Here is a 20,733-nt window from a genome sequence, read left to right as displayed (position 1 = left end):
TTCAGAAAACGACCGTCATGCGTACGACATCCCTGCGGCAGGTTGCCGCCCCGCATTCGCCGCGCCACATCGCGCGCGGTGTGGCCCTTCTTCTCGCCTGCCTGGTAGCGCCGGCTCAGGCCGCCCTGGTCGATAACGATGTGGCGATCGTCGACGCGCCGGGGGATCCGGACGAACGTTGGACGGTGCGCCGCGGCGGCCAACTGATCCTCAACCCGGGGGTGGCGACCAACGCGGTGTCCATCCAGTCCCACTCCCAACTGGTGGCCGACGGCGCCACCATCGTATCGACGAGCGACTCGAGCGCCGTGCAGTTGATGCAAGCGCAGGCCACGATTTCGAACTCCGTGCTCTCGAGCGCGCTGGGCACGGGCCTTTCCATGGGCCGGGATTCCATCAGCACCGGCCCATCCTCGGCAACCGTGAGCGACAGCACGATTCACGGGTATGCCTTCGGCGTCAACATGAACGGCGGCGCGCAGTTGGCGCTTCACAATACTCATGTGACGGCCGGCAGCGGTCTGGCGGCCGGCTTCAATGCGGGCGTGGTCAATTTCGGCGGCGATCTGGTCGTCACCGGGGGATCGCTGACCGGCGCCAACGGCTTGTGGGTGTCCACCAGTCAGGCCGATACGGAACCCCGAATGAGTGCCGTGCTCGACGGTACGAACGTGGTCGGCACCGACGGCGCGGGCATTCGGATCCAACGCCAGCCCATGGGACCCAGCATCGGCCAACCGGAGGACGCGCTGGCGACGGTGGTCATCGCCAACGGCACGACGGTCACCGGGTCCAACGGCAATTTGATCGAGGGCTTCGGCGATCTCGATTCGAACATCACCGTCGACAACTCCCAACTGACGGGCAATGTCGTGGGCAGCGACGAAGCGAACATGCAACTGACGCTGCAGAATCACGCGTCGATCACCGGATCGCTCATCAACGTCGATTCGCTGAGCGTCGATTCGAATGCCAAGTGGTCGCTCAGCGGCGACAACCATGTGGCGAAGGTCGCCATGGACAACGGCGGCACGATCGACATTCACGGCACGGCATCGCAAGGCGCATGGCATACGCTGAACGTGGACGAGCTCTCCGGCAACGGCACGTTCGGCATGCAGGCCGATCTGGCCATCGGGGAATCGGACCGCTTGAACGTGACCGATGCCACGGGCGCGCACAAGCTGCATGTGAGCAGCTCCGGCAAGGAAGGCGGCGTTGACACGCAACTGTTGGTCGAGCAGGCGGGCGGCGATGCCACGTTCTCGCTGGTGGGCGACAAGGTCGACGCCGGGGTGTACACCTACTCGCTCAAGCAAGGCGGCGAAGCGGGAGGCGAACAGTCGTGGTATCTCGAGCGCAACGAGGAGATCTCCTCGGGCGCCGACACGGTGCTCGGCATTCACAACGCGCTGCCCACGGTCTGGCTCGGCGAGCACAGCGCGCTGCGCTCGCGTCTCGGCGAGGTCCGCATGGGGGGCGGCGAGAGTGGTGGCGCGTGGGCGCGCACGTTCGGCTCGCGTTTCAACGCGAGCCCGTCGATGGGCCGCGGGTACGCGCAGGACCAGTGGGGAGTGATTGCCGGCGGCGACGCGGTGGTCATGCGCGGCGACCATGGTCACTGGCTCGTAGGCGGCATGCTCGGCACCAGCACGAGCCGGCTCGATTTCAACTCGGGGTCGCGCGGCACCATCGAGAGCCATACGGCGGGGGCGTATGCCACGTGGCTTGGCAAGAACGGCTACTACTTTGACGGCGTATTGAAGTACAACCGTTTCGGCAACGAGCTCGACGTTCGCATGAGCGACGGCGTACAAAGCAAGGCGAATTTCGTCAGCCACGGCGTGGGCCTGTCCGCGGAACTGGGCCGCACGATCGAGTGGCAGAACCGCTGGTTCGTCGAACCGTTCGCGCAGGTGGCCGGCATGTGGGCGAGCGGCACCGATTTCACGCTGGACAACGGCATGCACGCGCGTTCGAACCGCACCATGTCGCTGTTGGGTTCGGTGGGTGTGAATGTGGGCAAGACGTTCGAGACGTCGAAGGGCACGTTCCAGCCGTACGTGAAGCTGGCGGTGACGCATGAGTTCGCCGGCGCAAATTCGGTCACCATCAACGATATCGCCCTGGACAATGACATCTCCGGCACGCGCTTCGAAGTCGGTGCCGGACTTGCTGCGCAGATGACGAAGCGTCTTCAGGCCTATGCCGACGCCAGCTACTCGATCGGCAAGCGTCTCGACAAGCCGTGGGGCGTGAACGTCGGGGTGCGCTACACCTTCTGAGCGTCTTCAGGAGGAGATGGAAGGCCGAACGGGCACCGGCCTTCCGCATTCATGACGCCTGACGGCCTCGGCCGTCAGGCGTTTTCTCGTCCGGCGATGCAATGCCGGACAGCAAGCGTCATCGATCACCGCTTCAGCGCGCTGGCCAATGCCATCTTCTCGCGCAGCCGATAAGAGCGGCGCTGGGCAGCGCTGAACAGCCACTGACGGGCAAACGCGTTGAGCAGCGACTGACGTTCGCCCGGCGCCGTCTTGGCGAGCGCAAGGGTTTCGGACAATGTCACGCGAGCGTGTTTCACCCCGAACGGGTAGGGGCCGGGATAGTTCGCGCTGGTGTCCATCGGCGTTTCCTGGCCCGTCGGCGCCGACGTCTTGTGACTGCCGTCCGCGCGTGTCACGGTGTAATCGATGCGGCACTGCCCGTAGGGGTAGACCCACTCGATCAGCTCGCGCGGCCATCCGAACCGGACGTCTTCCCCAATCTGCTCCTGGGCAATCGAAATCTCGAACCGGTAGTCCGGATGCGGATTGTCGCCGTCATCCCCGCCGAAGTAGGCCCGCGTGACCGGCTCGCCATACGTTTGGTCAACCGGGTTGTAGAAGTCGGCCGTGATGTAGATGCGGATGATGTCCCCGAGCCGCATGTTTTCATACTTGGGCACCTTGAGGGGCTCGTGTCCGATCGGCGAGACGTTCGACCAGATGACCTTGCCGTTCGGGAACGACGCCGGGAACAGGCCGTGCTCGCCGCCCGGAACATCGCCGGTGTCCTCGACTTCGACATCGGCCGTGGGGGACGAAGCGGTGTTTTCGCGCTGCCCCGGATTGAGATACCGGGTGACGAGATACATTATGTGTTTGACGCCACTGCCCGCGGCTTTCACCACGGCCCAGGGAAGGCTGAGGACAAGGTCGACCTTATTGTTGACGTCGTCGCCTCCCACCGTGTAACGCGGCTCGATCGTTGTGCCGTCATACACGGCATAGACGATGTCGCCGGCCTGGAAGGCGTCCTCGCCGGTGATGTTGCCGTCAATGTCGCGCTGGAACCACGGCACGATGAACGTGTGATCCTCTTCGATGGAGGCGTCGGGAATGTAGTCCTCGCGCTCACCGGTACTCCATTGCGAGTGGTGCACCACCGGCCGGCCGAGCGCCTCGTTCCACGGCGTTTCCGGATCGGGGTCGATCCCGCCGCCCTGATCCAGATTGACGACCACGGGGTGTGGCGACTGGGGACGACCGGCTTCCCGACCGGCGCGGTAGACGATATAGCTCACGGGGATCGTGGCATAGCCGTCGCCATTCGGAGGCGCGTCGGCCCACGCCGCGAGCACTTCGCCATACGACACCGGGATCGTCAGGATGACGGGCAGCGTGCTGTCGGCGCCGTTGAACCTGACACGCGCCTGCTCACGCCCGCCCCAAAGCACCGCAATCTCGTCGCCGGTCTCGATTTCCGCGTGCCCGGGAATCTGCACTTCCACCGGCGCGCGCGCGTCCGCCTCGTCGATCAGCTTGTCGTCTGCCGGTTCGTCATCGTCATAAGCCGGCACCATCGGCGGCAGCAAGTCGGCAATGCCGGGTCTCAGGAAGACGTCGATCTCATTGAATTCCGATTCGACACTGACGTTGCCCGCCATGTCAGTGATTTCGTACGAGAAGCGTATCAATCCATCGCCTGCCTGCTCGATCAGCGCGCGAGGGAACTGGAGCACCGTGGGGGGATCGTTGGTTTCTCCATAGGGGATCTGGTGAGGCGTGAGGCGCCCGATTTCCGTGCCGTCGGCCTTGCGCAGGATGCCGACGATCCTGTCGCCATGCAGTCGCTGCGCATAACTGGGGATTCTGCCGGGAAGCACGTTACCCAGTTCCGTCAGTTTCGCGTCGGTCAGCCCGTTGTCCTCGATGTCCTTGTCGAACTCCATCTCGCCGGGCTTCGGATCGCCGGGACGCGTTGTATCGATGGTGAAGAACGATGGAGGGCTGAAAAAGCTCCATTGGTCTTCGAGCGGGCTTCGCGCCTGGTACTGCAAATTGTGAACGTCCTCCTGCGAGGCCTGCTCGCCCGGGACCGTGATGGTAATCGACCGCTTGTCGTGGTCCTCCTGGGTGACTTTGCGGGCCGCGCCGTCTGTTTGTCCGTCCAAGTGCACCAGATATTCCCAGCCCACGTACATGTCGGGGAGAAATTCGGCTTCGAACTTGATGTCGGGACCGACGGCTGAGGCCTTGACCAGGTTGTACGGCGGCGCCTCCGGCGGGAAATCGGCCGGCCGCTCAGCCAGAATGGTCGGGTCGATGACGGCCACGTTCGGCTCGAAGCTCTGGCCTTCTTGCCGGGTAACCGTGGTGCTCAGCCGTGCCGGGGCCGTATCGGTACGAAGCAGCGTCATGCTCTTGCTGGTCATGATGGACCTCCTTGCGGTGGGGGGAAACGTTCGCTGAGTGTGGCGCCGCGGATGTCGACGAGAAACTGTCAAGGTTGTCAGGTGAGCGGCGCGCGTTGCCGCACGAGGCGCCTGTCAACGTTGACAGTTGGCGGGCAATCCGGAGCGTGGCGAGATGGAAGCTCTGCTGCGCATTGGCACGCTCTGGCCGTGGTGGCGTGAGGGCGATCGCTCCTGCGGCAGATGAGGAGGTCCGTCATGAATATTCGCGACAGGTTCGCAGAGGGTGGTGGCATCGTGCTCGAAGGCGATGAGGCGACAGACAAATCGGCTCGGCTCTTCGCACCGACGGTGCCGGCGGCAAGAAAGGGGGGAATTCGCAAGGACGACCTGGAGAGCAATATCAACGACAAGCTCGAAGTCCTCGTGCCATGGGCGACGGGCTTCCTGCGTGGCGACATGCTCCTGCTCTACTGGGGGCTCCCCGGCGTGCCGATCGACACGATCCAGATCGACAACCCGAACGACTCGGTTTTCACCCTCATGGCCCCCGTGACGGACATCGCTCGCGTGGGCGATGGGTTGATCGATGTCTGGTATGAGCGCATCTCGTCGTTCGGCGATCCGGTGCCGATCGAGTCGCCTCACGTGCAGGTGCTCGTCAAGACCGACGTACCCGGCGGCAATGACCCGGATCAGTCGACCTGGCCGATCAACGAGGGCCTGGCGGAGGCGATCCTTCCGCCGGGACCGATCGAAACCGTGCCGCCGGAGGGACTTCCGGTGGAAATTCCCATGTGGGAGAACATGGCGGCCGGCGATGTCGTCACGATATTCTGGGGGAGTGCCCAAGGCGTCGTGCATCGCCCGATCACGGAAGCGGAAGTCGGCCAGCCCGTGGTGGTGATGGTGCCCGAAGCCATCATCATCGAGGCGGGCGCCGGCGAAGGCGTGGCCGTGACGTACGAACTGGTCGACAAGGTTCAGAATTGGTCGGGACGCGCGCCTTCGGCGTTCATCGACGTCGAGGTGGGCGATGCGATCTACGACGCTCCGGCCGTGGCCGGATTGAACGACGACAACGAACTCGATTACGACGGCCTGAACGGCGACGACGTGACGGTTGTCGTGATGAAGAACAATGACATGGCGGCGGGCGACGGGGTCTCGCTGGTCTTTCAGGGGCGGTCGTACGAGGGACTCGAAGTCGAGCACACCCAGACGTTGACGTTGAGCGGCACCGTGATGATGTTCGATCTGCCGAATGAGACCCTGGGGCAGGTGGTGCCGGGCCAGGGATCGGTGTTCTATCGCGTCAGCACCGCGGGCGTATACAAGGGGCGCTCCTATCGGGCGCCGTTCGCGATCACGGGCGCTGCGGTGGGGTTGCCCGCGCCCAAGGTGCTTGAAGCCACGGCCGACGGGGAGCTCGATCCCGCCGCGGTGCCCAACGGCGCCACGGTCGAAGTCGAGCCATGGCAGGGCTACGGCGTCGGCGATCTGGTCAGGCTTCGTTGGAATGGCTTTACCTCGGGCGGCGATCCGATCTCGCATGCGGACATCTACGAAATCACACAGGAAAACATCACCGAACGGGTGCGGTTCGTCGTGCCCTACAGCAGGATCGGTCCGATTGCCGGCGGGCGGGTCGAAGTGCACTACACGGTGGAGTCGGGCAACAGTCAGCGCACGTCGGAGACGCTGACGCTCGAGGTGCTGGGCGTCGCAAGTCTCGAGCCGCCGATCGTGGAGGGCGAGGTGGGCGGCGAGCTGGACCCGGCGCTGGTGCCGGACGGCGCGAAGCTCACGATCCCGAAATGGCCGGACATGGCGCCCGGCGACGTCGTGAACTGGTTCTGGCTCGGCCTGTCCGACGGCGGTCAGGCCACGGGCGAGGCAACCGTCGAGACGGTCGGCGACATTGTGGCCACCGTCCCGCGAGGCGTCATCGAGGCCAATGCGAATGGCGGCGATACGGTCAACGTGCTCTACCGTGTGACCCGCGTGGATGGCACGGAGGACACCTCGCTGCCCAAGTCGTTCGTCGTGCTGCCAGTATCCGCCCTTTTGCCGCCGCCACACGTGGAGGAAGAGGTCGACGGCGTACTCGATCCGAACGATGCGCTCGACGATGCCACGGTAAGGGTCGATGCGTACGAGGGCATGGCGCGCAACGACATCGTGACGATCTGGTTCGCAAAAGGCACCATCGGTGAAGCCACGCGGCGAGTGCAGATCTCCGACGGTCTGGTCGGCCAGCCGCTGTACCTGTACGTGCCGCACGAGTCGGTGGAAATGCTCGATGGCCTGACCGTCACGGTGAACTACACGGTGGAGGTTGCCGGCGTTGAAAAGCGTTCGGAAGATCTGATGGTGGAGGTGAGCAAGGCCGTGGTGTGGCCCGCACCGGAAGTGCGCGAGGCCGATGGCGATTATCTGCCGGAAGACGCCTATGCGCGAGGGGCCAATACCATCGTTCGCTGGCACACGAGCATGCGGGTGGGCGACACGATCGATCTGTACTGGGGCGAAGGCGCCGAGATGTATCACGACACGCTCGACATCCTCGGTCCGATGGACTACGAGTTCTTCATGCGCAAGGAGCAGGTCGACACCTGGCTCGGCCGGGAAGTGCCGGTGCGTTACACCATCAAGCGAGGCAATCGCGTGATGCCCTCCGAGGTGCTGCATCTGCGCGTGGGTGTCGAGCTGCCGACGCTCACGGCCCCTGTCGTGGTCGAGGCGATCGATGACGTGCTCAAGCCCGTGGACGTTCGTCAGGGGGCCACGGTGCGAATCGCGTACGACGGCATGCAGGCCGATGACATCATCCAGTTGAACTGGGATGGAGACGTCTCGTTCGCGGCGGTATCCGGAAACGCAAGCGGATCCGTCGACGTGGTGGTGCCGCCCGGCAAGATCGCACTGAATCTGGGCGAAACCATTCTGGTGTCGTACACGGTAGACCGGCTCGGCTTCGAGACCGTTTCGCCCGCGCTGGAGCTTACGATCAATAACTTCCTGCCCGGAAATCTGCCGCTGCCGACCGTCGTCCAGCAAAAGGGCGGTGTGCTCAACCTGATGGACTTCACGGGAGATGCAACGGCGCGCGTGCCGGCATGGCCGCTGATGGCCGCAGGCCAGCGCGTATGGTGGCGCGTCTTCGGCACGCTCTCTACTGGGAATTCGATGACGATATCGCTCGAGCTCGGACACGAGGTGACTGACGAAGAGGCGGGCAAGCCACTCGAGCGCGTGCTCAGGCGCTCGGATCTGGAGAAGTTGCTCGATGGCTCGGACCTGCGCATTCAGGTGAAAGTCACGTTCGACGGAAGTGCCAGCGAGGCCGACGCCGTGACCTTCCGCGAGCGTACGTTGAAGCTCGCGCACAGCCTGACACTGCCTGCGCCTGTCGTGCTCGAGGCGCCGGATGACGAAATCGATCCGATTGAAGCCGAGAAAGGCGTGACGGTGCGCGTCAGCTATGAGGACATGCGGGCCACCGACCGCATCAAGCTGGTGCTGGACGGCGCCGACGCATTCGACGAGGTGCCGGGTAGTACCACCGGCAGCGTGGACATTCCCGTGCCAGGGGCGATGCTGATTCCGTATGTCGGACGTTCGGTGAAGATCAGTTATATCGTCACGCGCGCCGGCAACTACGACGCGTCTGGCATTCTCGAACTCACGGTCAACGATTTCGGCGAAGGCGAGTTGCCCACACCGGTGATTCCCCAGGCACAGAACGGTGTGCTGAAGCTCGACAGCTTTACGGGGGACGCCGAGATCAAGGTCGCGCCGTGGCCGCTGATCGCGGCAGGGCAGAAGGTCTGGTTGCGCTGTCATGCCACGCTCGCCAACGGCACGCCGGACGTCATCGTCCTGCTGATTCGCCACGTCGTGACGGCGGGTGAGGCGACGTCGGGCATCTCGCAACCGCTTCCGCGGGCGCGGCTGGCGGCGCTCAGGAACGACTCCGAGCTGCGCGTCGAGTTCAAGGTGGCCTTCGACGGCGATGACGATGAACTGCAAGCCGTCATCTTCCCGCTGCTTCGCGTGACGATGCAGGTGGTACCGCCGATTACCGTCGATCCCAACAAAATGGTACTCAACGGATTCTCGGTCAAAAGCTTCTGGAATCGAACGGGTGCGTATCCGCCCGGAAACTCGCAAACGCGTGCGGCATCTGGAGGCGTGCCGCCTTATACCTATTCCTCGAACAAGCCGGCGGTGGCCACCGTCAATTCATCCGGGAGGGTCGTAGGCGAAGGCAACGGAACCGCGACAATCACGGTTCGCGATAGCAAGGGAGCGACAGCGACTTATACGGTGGAAGTGAGCAACGTCTATACCACTATCGACAACCATCAGGTCGGCATTTCCCCTGCGCAGGCTATCGCCTGGCGATCCAGTCTACCTGGGGGACGAGGGATCGGTATGACCGAGATCGAATCGCTGAGGGTGGAATACACCAATATCTGGCCGGCTAACGGAGGCTATTTCACGTACACGTGTGAGCAGGGAAGTTGCGGTGCAGGCTGGTGCTACGCAATCTCACAGTATGGGGTCAACCTTTTCTGCACCCATAAAGGCACCCCAAATGGCAGTTTCTGTAAGGCAATCTGCCTTATCCCGAAGAACGGCTGACAGGCGCCGTGGTGCGGGAGGGAGGTGAGGGATCGACCGACGTTTCGTGATAGTCGAACCTTTGCGATGTCCTGAAACACGTTAGAAAATTTGCCACGGCCTTTGCGCCGTGGCATTTTTTGTGACATCCCAAAAAGTCCGTATACATTCACCTCGGTCTCCCCGGGGGGGAATGAGGAGCGGGGCTTCAATTCTGCGTTGGTCCATACGAGCTAACTCATCTCGGATTCCTACACGGCATTACCGTCATGAGCACACATGAAGATTCCGTTGATTCATCGAACCGTCACAGTTCGCCCGCAATAATCACGGCGCACGAAGCATCGACAAACTAATTCGGCGGCCGGGCGACTGCGTCAGATAACGCGGGGCAGCGGGCGCCGGTGCGACCCGGGGAAATGCCGCAATGACCATCCGTCATCGAATTACGCTATTGGTGATCCTGACATTCGTCGCGCTCTCGATCATCGGCGGCTACGCGGTGTACCAGACCCGCGCCAGTGCGCAGAAGGTGCGGCAGGTGACGGAAGGCGTGGTGCCCAGCGCGCTCGCTTCCGCGGATCTCGTCTCGCAGGTCAAGGCGGTACAGATCGCGACCATGACGCTGGTCTACGCACCGGACGAGACCGTTGTCGAACAGGCGCTCGACAAGCTCAAGGCGCTGCGCGACGAGATCGACCGCTCGCTCGCCCGCCAGGCCGACGGGGCCGCGAGCGACGCCCAGAAGGGACTCGTCACGCAGGCGCGCGAGAGCGTGGAGAACTACTTCAACGCCATCAACGACACCGCGAAGCTCAAGCAGGCGGGCAAGACCGAGATGGCGCAGGCGTTCCTGTTCGCGATGGTGGCGCAGTACCGCGACGAACTCGAAGGCGTGGTCAATACGCTGCGGGTCGAGAAGAACCGTCAGAAAGACGCCGCCATCGCCACGCTCAACGACACGCTCTCGACGACCACCACCGCGATCGGCATCGTGACCGGGCTGGCCATCCTGCTGCTCACCGCCATCGGCGCGTTGCTGTACCGGCAGATCACGCGTCCGCTCTCGCGCATGCAGGCCATGATGAGCGAGATCGCCAACAGCCAGGACTTCACTCGTCGCGTGCCTGTCGGCCGCATGGACGAAATCGGTCATTCGATCGTCGCCTTCAATGGCATGATCGAGAAGATTCAGGAACGCTCCGCGCAGCTCAAGCAGAAGACGGCTGACATTCAGGCCATGTTGCAGAACATGCAGCAGGGCATTCTGACGGTCGTCGACGGCGCGAGGGTTCATGGTGAGTACTCCGCCTATCTCGAAGCGATCTTCGAGACGCAGGACATCGCGGGTCGCGGCGTGATGGATCTGGTCTTCGGCGACAGCGATCTGGGCGCGGACGCGCTCTCGCAGGTCGAAGCGGCTGTCGACGCCTGCATCGGGCAGGACGCCATGAACTTCGCGTTCAACGAACACCTGCTCGTTGGCGAGATCGGCAAGCGCATGCCCGACGGCCGTGTGAAGCAGCTCGATCTCACATGGTCGGCGATTACCGACGAAAACGACCTGATCCTGCGCCTGATGCTGTGCGTGCGCGACGTGACCGAGCTGCGCGAGCTCGCGGCCGAAGCCAACGAACAGAAGCAGCGTCTGGAGATGATCGGCGAGATTCTCGCCGTGAGCCAGGAGAAGTTCCATCACTTCATCGAGAGTTCGACCGGCTTCATCCGTGAGAACGAACGCATCATCCGCAAGCATTCCCAGCCCGACAGCGCGGCCATCGCGGAACTGTTCCGCAACATGCACACCATCAAGGGCAACGCGCGCACGTACAACCTCCAGTACCTGACTAACGTCGTGCACGAGACCGAACAGCGCTATCACGAGCTGCGCCAGCCCGACGTCGCGCGCCTGTGGGACCAGGACGGCCTGATGCGCGAACTCGAACGCGTGCGCGAGGCGGTCGACACCTACGCGCAGATCAACGAGATGAGCCTCGGCCGCAAAGGCCCGGGCCGTGCCGCCGACGAGCAGTCGATGGTGGTCGACCGCGCGCATATCCGCGCCAGCCTGCGCATGCTGGAGGCGGCCGATCCGAACGATCTGCACCAGCTGGTCGCCATGCGCGACGCGGTGCACCAGACGCTGCGTCTGCTCGGCACCGAGGGCGTGGGCGAGGCGCTGGGCGGGGTGCTCGATTCGCTGCCGTCGCTTGCCGCCGAGCTGGGCAAGCCGGCCCCCGTCGTGCGTATCGACGACAACGGCTATCGTCTGCGCGCGCCCGCCGTGCGCATCCTGCGCGACGTATTCATGCACTTGCTGCGCAATTCGATGGACCACGGGCTGGAGAGCGCCGAGGAGCGGCGCGCAAAAGGCAAGCCGGCGGCGGGCACCATCGACGTCGAAGTGGGCCTCGACCACAACATGCTTCAGGTCACGCTCGCCGACGACGGTCGCGGGCTGGCGCTGCACCGCATTCGCGCCATCGCGGTGCAACGGGGCTGGATCACATCCGAGACATACGTCAGCGACGAGCAGATCGCGCAGTTCATTTTCCGGCCGGGATTCTCGACGGCCGCGCAAGTCACCGAAGTGTCCGGCCGCGGCGTGGGCATGGACGCCGTGCAGGACTTCGTGCGTCGCGAGCACGGGCGCATCGAACTGCGCTTTACCGACGATCGCAAGGGGGCGGAGTTCCGCCAGTTCCAGACGGTGGTATGTCTGCCCGACAACCTGGTCGTCGACGGCTTTGACCTGAACAGTGTCGCGGCCGATGCCGTCGACCTGCCGACGCCGGACGCGCCCGCAATGCCGGTGCGTTCGTCCGCAGAGGCGGCATCGCGAGGCGATCTGCCGCAACCCGGCAAGGTCTGACGCCGGCGCCACGGAACGCATCGACGGGCACTGTGGCGCGGACCTCGCCGGTCCATCGCCGACGGGCCGCAAGGCAGATTTCGGAGACGAAGTGAGTATGCAAGCAGTGCAATGGGTGTTGACGGGAGCCCTCGCGGGAATCGCGGGCGCGGGCATGGTGGCTCTGGTTGTTCACCGTTGGCGCATGGCGCAGGCGACCGCACACTGGCGCGCGCTGGCGAAAACGCACGACGAAGCGCTGGCGCAGGCGCTCGAGCGTGAACGCGTGGCGGTCGTCGACCGGGACGAAAGGATCCAGGCGTACGACGATGCGATGGCGGCGCACCAGTCGTCGCTCGCACAGGCCGAACTGGATTTGCAGGCAGCGCGCAAGTCCGAGGCCGCCGTGCTCGAAGCCAAGGCGATGTGGCAGGGCGAAGCCGAACGTATTGCCGGCGAGGCGGCCCGCCTGCGCGGGCTGGCCGCCACCTTCGAGCGCTGGCACGAGCAGATGATCTCGCTCATGACGCAGAACCAGGATATGCACGCGAAGAACCACGAACTCGCGTCGATCGTGCGGCACGTGCTCATCGTGTCGCTCAACGCGTCCATCGAGGCGGCGCGCGCGGGCGCGGCGGGACGCGGCTTCGGCATCGTCGCGAGCGAAGTGCGCGCACTGGCCACGCGCTCCGAGGAGCTGTCCAAGAGCTACCGCGACAGTCTGCACCGTAACGACGTGACGACCACGGCGACGTTTCAGGACATTCAGGCCGGCGGCAAGATGATCGCGGCGTCGCTGTCGAGCGTCGAGGCGCTGGCGCAGCAGTTGCACGCCCGTCTTCACTAGTCAATCCCAAGCAGGCAGGTTCCGTTGTGATCAGCGCTCACGCACGCGACAGTTTCGAACGCATTCTGCACAGGGCCGTGCACACCCGGCTCGCCCGATCGCCCGACGCCGTGTGCGAGATCGTGCCCTTTACATCCGACACGTCGGTGCACGGCGCCGATCTGGCGGCGCGGCACGCCAATGTGGTCGTGCTCACGATCTCGTCCATCGGCTTTCGCATGCTGCTTGTGCTGCATTTCGACGAGGACGACGCCACGCTCGCCTACTTCGCCCGGAACGAGCAGGACAAGCCATTCCGCGAAGTCTTTCTCGAGATCGGCAACCTGTGCTGCGGTGCGATCAACCAGGCGTTGCTCGAACACTTTCCCGATCTGGGCATGTCCACACCCTACGTACTGAGCGGGAACTGCGTGCCGCACCTCATGCAGCTCAGGCCGAATCATCTGGCCTCGTGGGCGATCACGCTCGATGGCGACGTGCGGCTCGCGGCCACGCTGTGCGTCTGCGCGCACGCGCCGCTGGACTTCCACGCGGACGTGAGCGAGGCGCAGGACAGCAGCGGCGAACTCGAATTGTTTTGAAGCGGCAACGCGCTCCGTCAAGCGCTGGGAAATTACGACCATGAACCGAAGTACCCCCCGAGAGTCGGTGAGCCAGTTCCTGATTCTCGACGACAACGTCGAACACGAATACCCTGAAGCGCTCGTGCGCGGCATGATCGATATCACCGAAGGCGTGTTTCGCGGCCTGTTCGGCGACGACATCGCGCTCACGTGCGAGTCGCCCAGCGTGGTGCGCGATCGCATCATCTTCGGCGAGGTCTTCAGCCTGATTCCGCTCGAGAGCGCCTGGTGCCGCGGCTACATGATGATGCAGGCCGAGCAGGTGCCGTTCATGCAACTGCTCGAGCATACGGGCCGCTGCGAAGGCCAGGCCGGCTTTCGCGAGCTCAACGGCATGCTCGGCGAGATGACCAACCTCATCTGGGGCGCGTTCAAGAATCGCTATCTGGGCGAGGCGTCGGCCGCCGACCGCGCGCAGGTGCAGGTGCCGCTACTCATCAATCACAAACAGAAGTACATCTCGTTCGGTACCGACAACCCCCAGCTGTGTTTCGTCTATCGCATCGCCGACCCGGTCGATGCGCGAATCGTCACGCTGCATCAGCATTTCGTCTTCAGCCTGAACTGGTCGCCCGAAGCGTTCCGCGAAGCGACGCCAGCGACGGCCGCACCCGTCGAGACCGGGGCGCTGGAACTGTTCTGAGATCCCGGCTCGGAAACTTCATCTCTCACACACAAAGGACATCATCATGTCGAAGATTCTCGTGGTCGACGATTCGAGCACCGTGCGCGACGAAGTCGCCGGTTTCCTGCGCAAGAACGGACTGGACGTGGACACGGCCGTCGACGGCAAGGACGGCCTCGCGAAGCTCAAGGGGAGCCCGGGCGTGAAACTGATCATCAGCGACGTGAACATGCCCAACATGGACGGCCTGACGATGGTCGAGAAGATTCGCGGCGAACTGGCGAATCACGCCGTCAATGTCGTGATGCTCACCACCGAGAGCAGCCCGGCGATGAAGGAGCGCGGCAAGGCCGCCGGCGTGAAGGGCTGGATCGTCAAGCCGTTCAAGGGCGACGCGGTGCTCGAGACGTTCCGCAAGCTGGCCGGCTGACCGACCGGGCGGCGACGGCGTTACACTGTGGGCTTTTCCGCACTGCGCGACCTTTCGCGTATTCTCGCCCACCCATCATGAGCGTCGTCCCTCAGAAAAAGAAGCCCGCCCACGACCCCGTCGCCCCGGTATCCGGCAACGAGCCTGTCGATGCGGCGACGGGAACCGCGGAAGCGCGGCCTCGCCGCTCCAAGCTGCGCCTGACGTACGTCATCGCCAGTCTCGACCGCCTGCTGCGCCGCCACATGTCCGAGGCGCTCGCGCCGCTGGGCCTCACACTGGCGCAATTTACCGCGCTGTCGGTGCTCGACGCCCGAGGCAAACTCTCGAACGCACAACTCGCCCAGCGCTCGTTCATCACACCGCAATCGGCCAACGAGGTCGTGAGCGTGATGGCGGCGCGCCAGTGGATCACGCGTGAGCCCGATCCCAACCACGGGCGTATCGTGCTTCTGCAACTGACCGACGAAGGCCGCCGCGTGCTCGCCCAGTGCGAGGCGGTGGCCCGCGACATCGACGCCCGCATGCGCGCCGATGTGAGCCGCGAAGACGCCGCCGCCGTGCAGCGCCACCTCGAACTGTTCGTTCGCAACCTGCGCGACTGACTCCGGGTTTGTCCCGACCTGCCGATTGCTTGTATTGTCAGGTAGCTTGATATTAAATGGAGTCCGTCGCCGCATGCGCGTGCGACCGAATTCCATCGACACGGCAAGACGAAAGCGACGAACCGGGTGTACGGCATCGTCGTGTGCACCGCACTCGCGTCGTTAATATCAGGTTACCTGATTAAATGATCTGTGCCAGTGCATACCTGGGGGCTTTGCTTGCGGCGTGGATGGGCTTCGTATCAGGCGCCGCCTTCTCGGGCGGTGACCGAAGACCATCAAGAAGATCACAGGAGACACCATGGAATCGAATCGGGATGGCGGCGCGCGAGCGTTGCCCATCGGCGCGGACGGCACGGCGAGCGGCACCAGCCCGGTCGTCATGACGCTGGCGTTGTGCTTCGCGGTGGCGTTGCTCGAAGGCCTCGACCTGCAGTCGGTCGGCGTGGCGGCGCGCGGCATGTCGAAGGAGTTCGGCCTGAGCGTTGCGCAAATGGGCATCGCGTTTTCGGCCGGCACGTTCGGGCTGCTGCCGGGCGCCATGGTGGGCGGCCGTCTGGCCGACAGCATCGGCCGCAAACGGGTGTTGATGCTCTCGGCGGCATTGTTCGGCTTGCTGTCGATCGCGACGGCGTTCGTGTCGGATTTCTGGATGCTGGTGATCGTGCGCGTGCTCACGGGCATTGGCCTTGGCGGGGCCATGCCGAACCTGATCGCGCTGTCCTCGGAAGCCGTCGCGCCGCGTAAGCGCGGCACCGCGGTGAGCATCATGTACTGCGGCATTCCGCTTGGCGGCGGCATCGCGGCCACGATCGGCATGCTCGCCGTGAGCGATGCCGACTGGCGTCACATTTTCTACGTCGGCGGCGTCGGCCCGCTGCTGCTGTTGCCCCTGCTGGCCTGGTGCCTGCCCGAGTCGCGTGCCTTCAAGGCGGCGACGGCGCGGGGCGAGCGCGTCACCCCCGCGCCGATGATGTCGGTGCTGTTCTCCGAAGGGCGTGGCCTGTCGACGGTGCAACTCTGGCTGTCCTACTTCTGCACGCTGATCGTGCTGTACTTCCTGCTCAACTGGCTGCCGTCGCTCATGGGGTCGCGCGGTCTGGCGCGCGGCGAGATCGGCTGGGTGCAGATTCTCTTCAACGTCGGCAGCGCCGTGGGCGTGCTCGCGCTGGGCTACCTGATGGATCGGGCGCGCATGTCGCTCGTCATCGGTGGCATGTATCTGGGCATGATTGCGTCGCTCGTCGGACTGGCGGCCGCGCATGGCTTCGGTGTGTTGGCCACGGCTGCATTTTTCGCGGGCATGTTCATCATCGGCGGGCAGTCCGTGCTCTATGCGCTCGCGGCGGCCTACTACCCGACCGCAATGCGCGGCACCGGCGTGGGCGCCGCGGTGGCCATCGGCCGCATCGGTTCGGTCGTGGGCCCGCTGGCCGCCGGCATGCTGCTCGCCGTGGGAAGCAGCGCGGCCGTCGTGATCGGCGCGAGCATCCCGGTGACGATCGTGGCCGCGCTGGCCGCACTCACGCTGATCCGTCGTCCCCGCGCGGCTGACTGAACCGTTTTACCGGTTGGCCTCGCTTGCACGCGACGGACGGCGTTTCGGCTGCCCCGTCGCGTTTTTTCTTGTGTATCTCGCGGGCGCATCCGTATGCGCCGCGGGCTTTCGGCTCAACACGCTTTCCATCGCCTGACTTGCCTCACCTGATTCGCCGCTTTGCCCCGTTTAAACGATAACGACATCAATAATCTGGAGACTCGCATGGCAATTCCCTTCCGCACCCACGCGCTCGCAATGTTGGGCGCCGCCACCGTACTCGCCGCGCCCGGCATCGCCAACGCGCAATCGAACGTCACGCTGTACGGCATCGTCGACACCGGCATCGAATACGTCTCTCACGCAAGCGCCAATGGCGCCGTCTTTCGCATGCCCGGCGTCACGGGCGAGTTGCCCTCGCGTTGGGGCCTGCGCGGCACCGAGGATCTTGGCGGCGGGCTTGCCGCGATCTTCCAGCTGGAGAGCGGTTTCAACCTGCGCGGCGGCGATCAGGGGCAGGGCGGCCGGTTGTTCGGGCGTCAGGCCTTCGTGGGCCTGAAGGGCCCGTACGGCACGCTCGCTTTCGGGCGGCAGTACTCGATGACCTTCTACGCGCTGCTGGGCTCCGACGTGCTCGGTCCGGACATCTACGGCATGGGGTCGTTCGACGCGTACATTCCCAACGCGCGGACCGACAACTCGGTCACGTACCAGGTGGCATGGCAGGGGCTGAGCTTCGGCGCGGGGTATTCCTTCGGACGTGATTCGGGCGGTACGGGCAACTCGCCCGGCCAGGGCACGTGCGCCGGACAGGTGCCGGGGCAGTCCGTGCAGTGCCGCGACTGGTCGGTAATGCTCAAGTACGACGCCAGCAACTTCGGCGTGGCCGCGTCGTACGAGGAGCAACGCGGCGGCACCAACGCGGCGGCCAACTTCTTCGACGGACAGCCGACCGTCGCCTTTGCCAGCAGCGGCGACAAGGACACGCGCACGACCCTTGGCGCGTACTACAAGTACGGCGCCTTCAAGGTTGGCGGCGGCTGGCTGGGCCGCCGTGTCTCGACGTCTGCGGTCAACACGCATTCGAACCTGTTCTACCTGGGCGCGGCATACAACATCACCCCGGCCTGGCTCGTGGACGGCCAGGTCTATCGCATCATCAACAGCGATCACGACACGCGCGGCACGATGACCACGCTGCGCGCCACGTATTCGCTGTCGGTGCGCACCGCCGTCTATGCGCAGGCCGCCTATCTGTTCAACAGCGCGCGCGCGGCCTACTCGGTCAGCGGCGGCGGAGGCGGTACCACCCCGCCCGCGGGTGAAGGGCAGGCCGGGGTAATGCTCGGCATGCGTCACACGTTCTGAAAGTGCGCTAAGGGTTTCCACTGAAAACACAGTGCTTGCAATGTAAGGTTACCTGATATTAAATGTGTGTGTCGGCAACACCGCGCGCCACTCCCGGCGCGCGGCGCAGGTTGCCCCGCACACTTGGGAATTTCGCAAAATGAATGCATACGAAGGACGCTGGAAAACGGTCGACGTGAAAGTCGAGGGCGGTATTGGCTGGGTGATCTTCAACCGTCCGGACAAGCGCAACGCCATGAGCCCGACGCTCAACACCGAGATGAACCAGGTGCTCGACGCCATCGAACTCGACGCCGATGTGAAAGTCGTCGTGCTCACCGGCGCGGGTGCCGCCTGGACGGCGGGCATGGATTTGAAGGAGTACTTCCGCGAGATCGACGGCGGTCCGGAAATCGTGCAGGAGCGTGTGCGTCGCGACGCATCGGACTGGCAGTGGCGCCGTCTTCGCATGTATTCGAAGCCCACGATCGCCATGGTCAACGGGTGGTGCTTCGGCGGCGGTTTCTCGCCGCTGGTGGCGTGCGATCTGGCGATTGCCGCCGACGAAGCCGTGTTCGGTCTGTCCGAGATCAACTGGGGCATTCCGCCGGGCAACCTGGTGAGCAAGGCGATGGCGGATACTGTCGGCCATCGCCGGGCGCTGCACTACATCATGACCGGCGACACGTTTACCGGCGTGCAGGCCGCGGAAATGGGCCTCGTCAACCAGAGCGTGCCGCTCGCCCAATTGCGCGAGGCCACCCTGGCGCTGGCCGCCAAGCTGCTCGAGAAGAATCCGGTGGTGTTGCGCGCGGCGAAGCATGGCTTCAAGCGTGCGCGCGAACTCACATGGGAGCAGAGCGAAGACTACCTGTACGCCAAGCTTGATCAGGCGCAACTGCGCGACCCGGAGCACGGCCGCGAGCAGGGACTCAAGCAGTTCCTCGACGACAAGTCGATCAAGCCGGGCCTGCAGGCTTACAAGCGCTGAGGCGCGACAGACACCGACTCACGCGATGCAACGAACGAGAGAGGATTGACGCGATGCATGACGTACAGATGCTGATTGGCGGCCAGTGGCGCGGCGCGCAGGGGGGCGCGACGTTCGAGCGGATCGATCCGGTGACGGGCGCCGTGGCGTCGCGTGCGCCGGCGGCGACGCTCGCCGACGCCGATGCCGCCGCCGACGCCGCGCAGGCGGCGTTCCCGGCGTGGGCGGCGCTCTCGCCGACCGCACGTCGTCAGCGCCTGCTCGCGGCAGCCGAACGCATGGACGCCCGCGCGGCGGACTTCATCGCCATCGGTGCAGCCGAGACGGGGGCGATGGCCAACTGGTATGGCTTCAATGTCATGCTGGCGGCCAACATGTTGCGAGAAGCCGCCGCGATGACCACGCAGATCGACGGCAGCGTCATTCCGAGCGATGTGCCCGGCAGTCTCGCGATGGCCGTGCGCTCGCCGGTCGGCGTGGTGCTTGGGATCGCGCCCTGGAACGCGCCGGTCATTCTCGCGACGCGTGCGCTGGCCATGCCGCTGGCGTGCGGCAACACGGTCGTGCTCAAGGCGTCGGAGCAATGTCCCGGCGTGCACGCGCTGATCGGCGCCTGCCTGCACGAGGCTGGCCTCGGTGACGGCGTGGTCAATGTCGTGACGAATGCGCCCGAGGATGCCGGCGAGATCGTGGCGCGGCTGATCGCGCACCCGGCCGTGCGACGCGTGAACTTCACCGGCTCCACGCATGTGGGGCGCATCATCGCCCGTGTGGCGGCCGAGCATCTGAAGCCCGCGCTGCTGGAGCTGGGGGGCAAGGCGCCCGTGCTCGTGCTCGACGACGCCGATCTGGACGCCGCGGTCGATGGCATTGCGTTCGGTGCGTTTTTCAACCAGGGGCAGATTTGCATGTCGACGGAGCGCGTGATCGTCGACGCCCGCGTGGCCGACGCCTTCGTCGAGAAGCTCACCGCCAAGGCGGCAACGCTGCACGCGGGCGCGCCGACGTCGCCCGAGAGCGTGCTTGGCGCGATGGTGAGTGCGCAGGCAGCGTCGCGCGTGGCGGCGCTCGTCGAGGATGCCCGTGAGCATGGCGCCCGGCTGCCGCTCGGCTGCCGTGTCGAGGGGGCGATCATGCAGGCGACCATCGTCGACGGCGTGACACCCGCAATGCGCCTGTATCGCGAAGAGTCGTTCGGCCCGGTGGTCACGATCCAGCGCGTTCAGGGCGACGACGAAGCGGTGGCGCTCGCCAACGACAGCGAGTTCGGATTGTCGGCGGCGATCTTCAGCCGCGACGTGTCGCGTGCGCTGCAACTGGCGCGACGCATCGAATCCGGCATCTGTCACATCAACGGCCCGACCGTGCACGACGAAGCCCAGATGCCGTTCGGCGGAGTGAAGGCGAGCGGATACGGTCGCTTCGGCAGCAAGGCGTCCATTGGCGAGTTCACGGAGCTGCGCTGGATCACCGTGCAGACGACCCCGCGCCACTACCCGATCTGAACTTCCCGAAGGGATGAGGATGTGCCCGCCGGCGAACGCGACCGAGAACGCGTCGCGGCGGGTTCGAAGCA

13 protein-coding genes are annotated in these 20,733 nt (G+C 64.7%); 12 read left to right on the top strand and 1 reads right to left on the bottom strand.

From position 1 onward, the window contains the following. Positions 1–17 precede the first annotated feature (17 nt). Complete coding sequence (locus PMO31116_RS15200; RefSeq protein WP_150567443.1) at positions 18–2,285, top strand: autotransporter outer membrane beta-barrel domain-containing protein; 2,268 nt, start codon at positions 18–20, stop codon at positions 2,283–2,285. Positions 2,286–2,410: 125 nt separating this feature from the next. Here PMO31116_RS15200 and PMO31116_RS15195 read toward each other — a convergent pair whose 3' ends face one another. Further along, complete coding sequence (locus tag PMO31116_RS15195; protein WP_150567442.1) at positions 2,411–4,696, bottom strand: hypothetical protein; 2,286 nt, start codon at positions 4,694–4,696, stop codon at positions 2,411–2,413. A 237-nt stretch (positions 4,697–4,933) separates the two neighbouring features. Here PMO31116_RS15195 and PMO31116_RS15190 point away from each other — a divergent pair, with 237 nt between their 5' ends. From PMO31116_RS15190 to PMO31116_RS15140, 11 genes are all read left to right on the top strand, one after another. After that, complete coding sequence (locus PMO31116_RS15190) at positions 4,934–9,322, top strand: Ig-like domain-containing protein (RefSeq protein ID WP_150567441.1); 4,389 nt, start codon at positions 4,934–4,936, stop codon at positions 9,320–9,322. Positions 9,323–9,728: 406 nt separating this feature from the next. Beyond that, positions 9,729–12,173 (top strand): MCP four helix bundle domain-containing protein, encoded by a 2,445-nt coding sequence (locus tag PMO31116_RS15185; protein ID WP_246185308.1) that lies wholly within the window; start codon positions 9,729–9,731, stop codon positions 12,171–12,173. Between the two features lie 97 nt (positions 12,174–12,270). After that, entirely contained in the window at positions 12,271–12,999 is a 729-nt protein-coding gene (locus tag PMO31116_RS15180; protein WP_150567477.1) for a methyl-accepting chemotaxis protein, read from the top strand. Positions 13,000–13,025: 26 nt separating this feature from the next. Further along, positions 13,026–13,580 (top strand): hypothetical protein, encoded by a 555-nt coding sequence (locus PMO31116_RS15175; protein WP_150567440.1) that lies wholly within the window; start codon positions 13,026–13,028, stop codon positions 13,578–13,580. 40 nt (positions 13,581–13,620) lie between these two features. Beyond that, positions 13,621–14,265 carry a chemotaxis protein CheX gene (locus PMO31116_RS15170; RefSeq protein WP_025249713.1) on the top strand — a complete coding sequence of 215 codons (645 nt, stop codon included), beginning with the start codon at positions 13,621–13,623 and terminating at the stop codon, positions 14,263–14,265. Positions 14,266–14,311: 46 nt separating this feature from the next. Further along, on the top strand, positions 14,312–14,677 hold the full coding sequence (locus PMO31116_RS15165) for a response regulator (RefSeq protein ID WP_025249712.1): 366 nt from the start codon (positions 14,312–14,314) through the stop codon (positions 14,675–14,677). A gap of 77 nt (positions 14,678–14,754) precedes the next feature. Then, positions 14,755–15,282, top strand: a complete 528-nt coding sequence (locus PMO31116_RS15160) for a MarR family winged helix-turn-helix transcriptional regulator (RefSeq protein WP_150567439.1) — start codon at positions 14,755–14,757, stop codon at positions 15,280–15,282. Between the two features lie 301 nt (positions 15,283–15,583). After that, on the top strand, positions 15,584–16,840 hold the full coding sequence (gene mhpT, locus PMO31116_RS15155) for a 3-(3-hydroxy-phenyl)propionate transporter MhpT (RefSeq protein WP_150567438.1): 1,257 nt from the start codon (positions 15,584–15,586) through the stop codon (positions 16,838–16,840). Positions 16,841–17,077: 237 nt separating this feature from the next. Further along, a complete protein-coding gene (locus PMO31116_RS15150; RefSeq protein ID WP_150567476.1) occupies positions 17,078–18,187 on the top strand; it encodes a porin in 1,110 nt (369 codons plus the stop codon). Positions 18,188–18,326: 139 nt separating this feature from the next. Next, positions 18,327–19,157 (top strand): p-hydroxycinnamoyl CoA hydratase/lyase, encoded by an 831-nt coding sequence (locus PMO31116_RS15145; protein ID WP_150567437.1) that lies wholly within the window; start codon positions 18,327–18,329, stop codon positions 19,155–19,157. Positions 19,158–19,210: 53 nt separating this feature from the next. After that, entirely contained in the window at positions 19,211–20,662 is a 1,452-nt protein-coding gene (locus tag PMO31116_RS15140) for an aldehyde dehydrogenase (RefSeq protein ID WP_023873278.1), read from the top strand. The last annotated feature ends 71 nt before the right edge of the window (positions 20,663–20,733 follow it).

It is taken from the genome of Pandoraea morbifera, assembly GCF_902459575.1.
In the GTDB taxonomy this organism is placed as follows: Bacteria; Pseudomonadota; Gammaproteobacteria; order Burkholderiales; family Burkholderiaceae; genus Pandoraea; species Pandoraea morbifera.
Note: the sequence above shows the minus strand (reverse complement) of the source record. Positions and strands in the feature narration are given on the sequence as shown.

Excerpts from the sequence above, each read along its gene's own strand:
- mhpT (WP_150567438.1), top strand. The coding sequence starts at position 15,584 with ATGGAATCGAATCGGGATGGCGGCGCGCGAGCGTTGCCCATCGGCGCG.
- PMO31116_RS15185 (WP_246185308.1), top strand. The coding sequence starts at position 9,729 with ATGACCATCCGTCATCGAATTACGCTATTGGTGATCCTGACATTCGTC.
- PMO31116_RS15160 (WP_150567439.1), top strand. The coding sequence starts at position 14,755 with ATGAGCGTCGTCCCTCAGAAAAAGAAGCCCGCCCACGACCCCGTCGCC.
- PMO31116_RS15170 (WP_025249713.1), top strand. The coding sequence starts at position 13,621 with ATGAACCGAAGTACCCCCCGAGAGTCGGTGAGCCAGTTCCTGATTCTC.
- PMO31116_RS15200 (WP_150567443.1), top strand. The coding sequence starts at position 18 with ATGCGTACGACATCCCTGCGGCAGGTTGCCGCCCCGCATTCGCCGCGC.
- PMO31116_RS15190 (WP_150567441.1), top strand. The coding sequence starts at position 4,934 with ATGAATATTCGCGACAGGTTCGCAGAGGGTGGTGGCATCGTGCTCGAA.
- PMO31116_RS15180 (WP_150567477.1), top strand. The coding sequence starts at position 12,271 with ATGCAAGCAGTGCAATGGGTGTTGACGGGAGCCCTCGCGGGAATCGCG.
- PMO31116_RS15140 (WP_023873278.1), top strand. The coding sequence starts at position 19,211 with ATGCATGACGTACAGATGCTGATTGGCGGCCAGTGGCGCGGCGCGCAG.
- PMO31116_RS15165 (WP_025249712.1), top strand. The coding sequence starts at position 14,312 with ATGTCGAAGATTCTCGTGGTCGACGATTCGAGCACCGTGCGCGACGAA.
- PMO31116_RS15195 (WP_150567442.1), bottom strand. The coding sequence starts at position 4,696 with ATGACCAGCAAGAGCATGACGCTGCTTCGTACCGATACGGCCCCGGCA.
- PMO31116_RS15150 (WP_150567476.1), top strand. The coding sequence starts at position 17,078 with ATGTTGGGCGCCGCCACCGTACTCGCCGCGCCCGGCATCGCCAACGCG.
- PMO31116_RS15145 (WP_150567437.1), top strand. The coding sequence starts at position 18,327 with ATGAATGCATACGAAGGACGCTGGAAAACGGTCGACGTGAAAGTCGAG.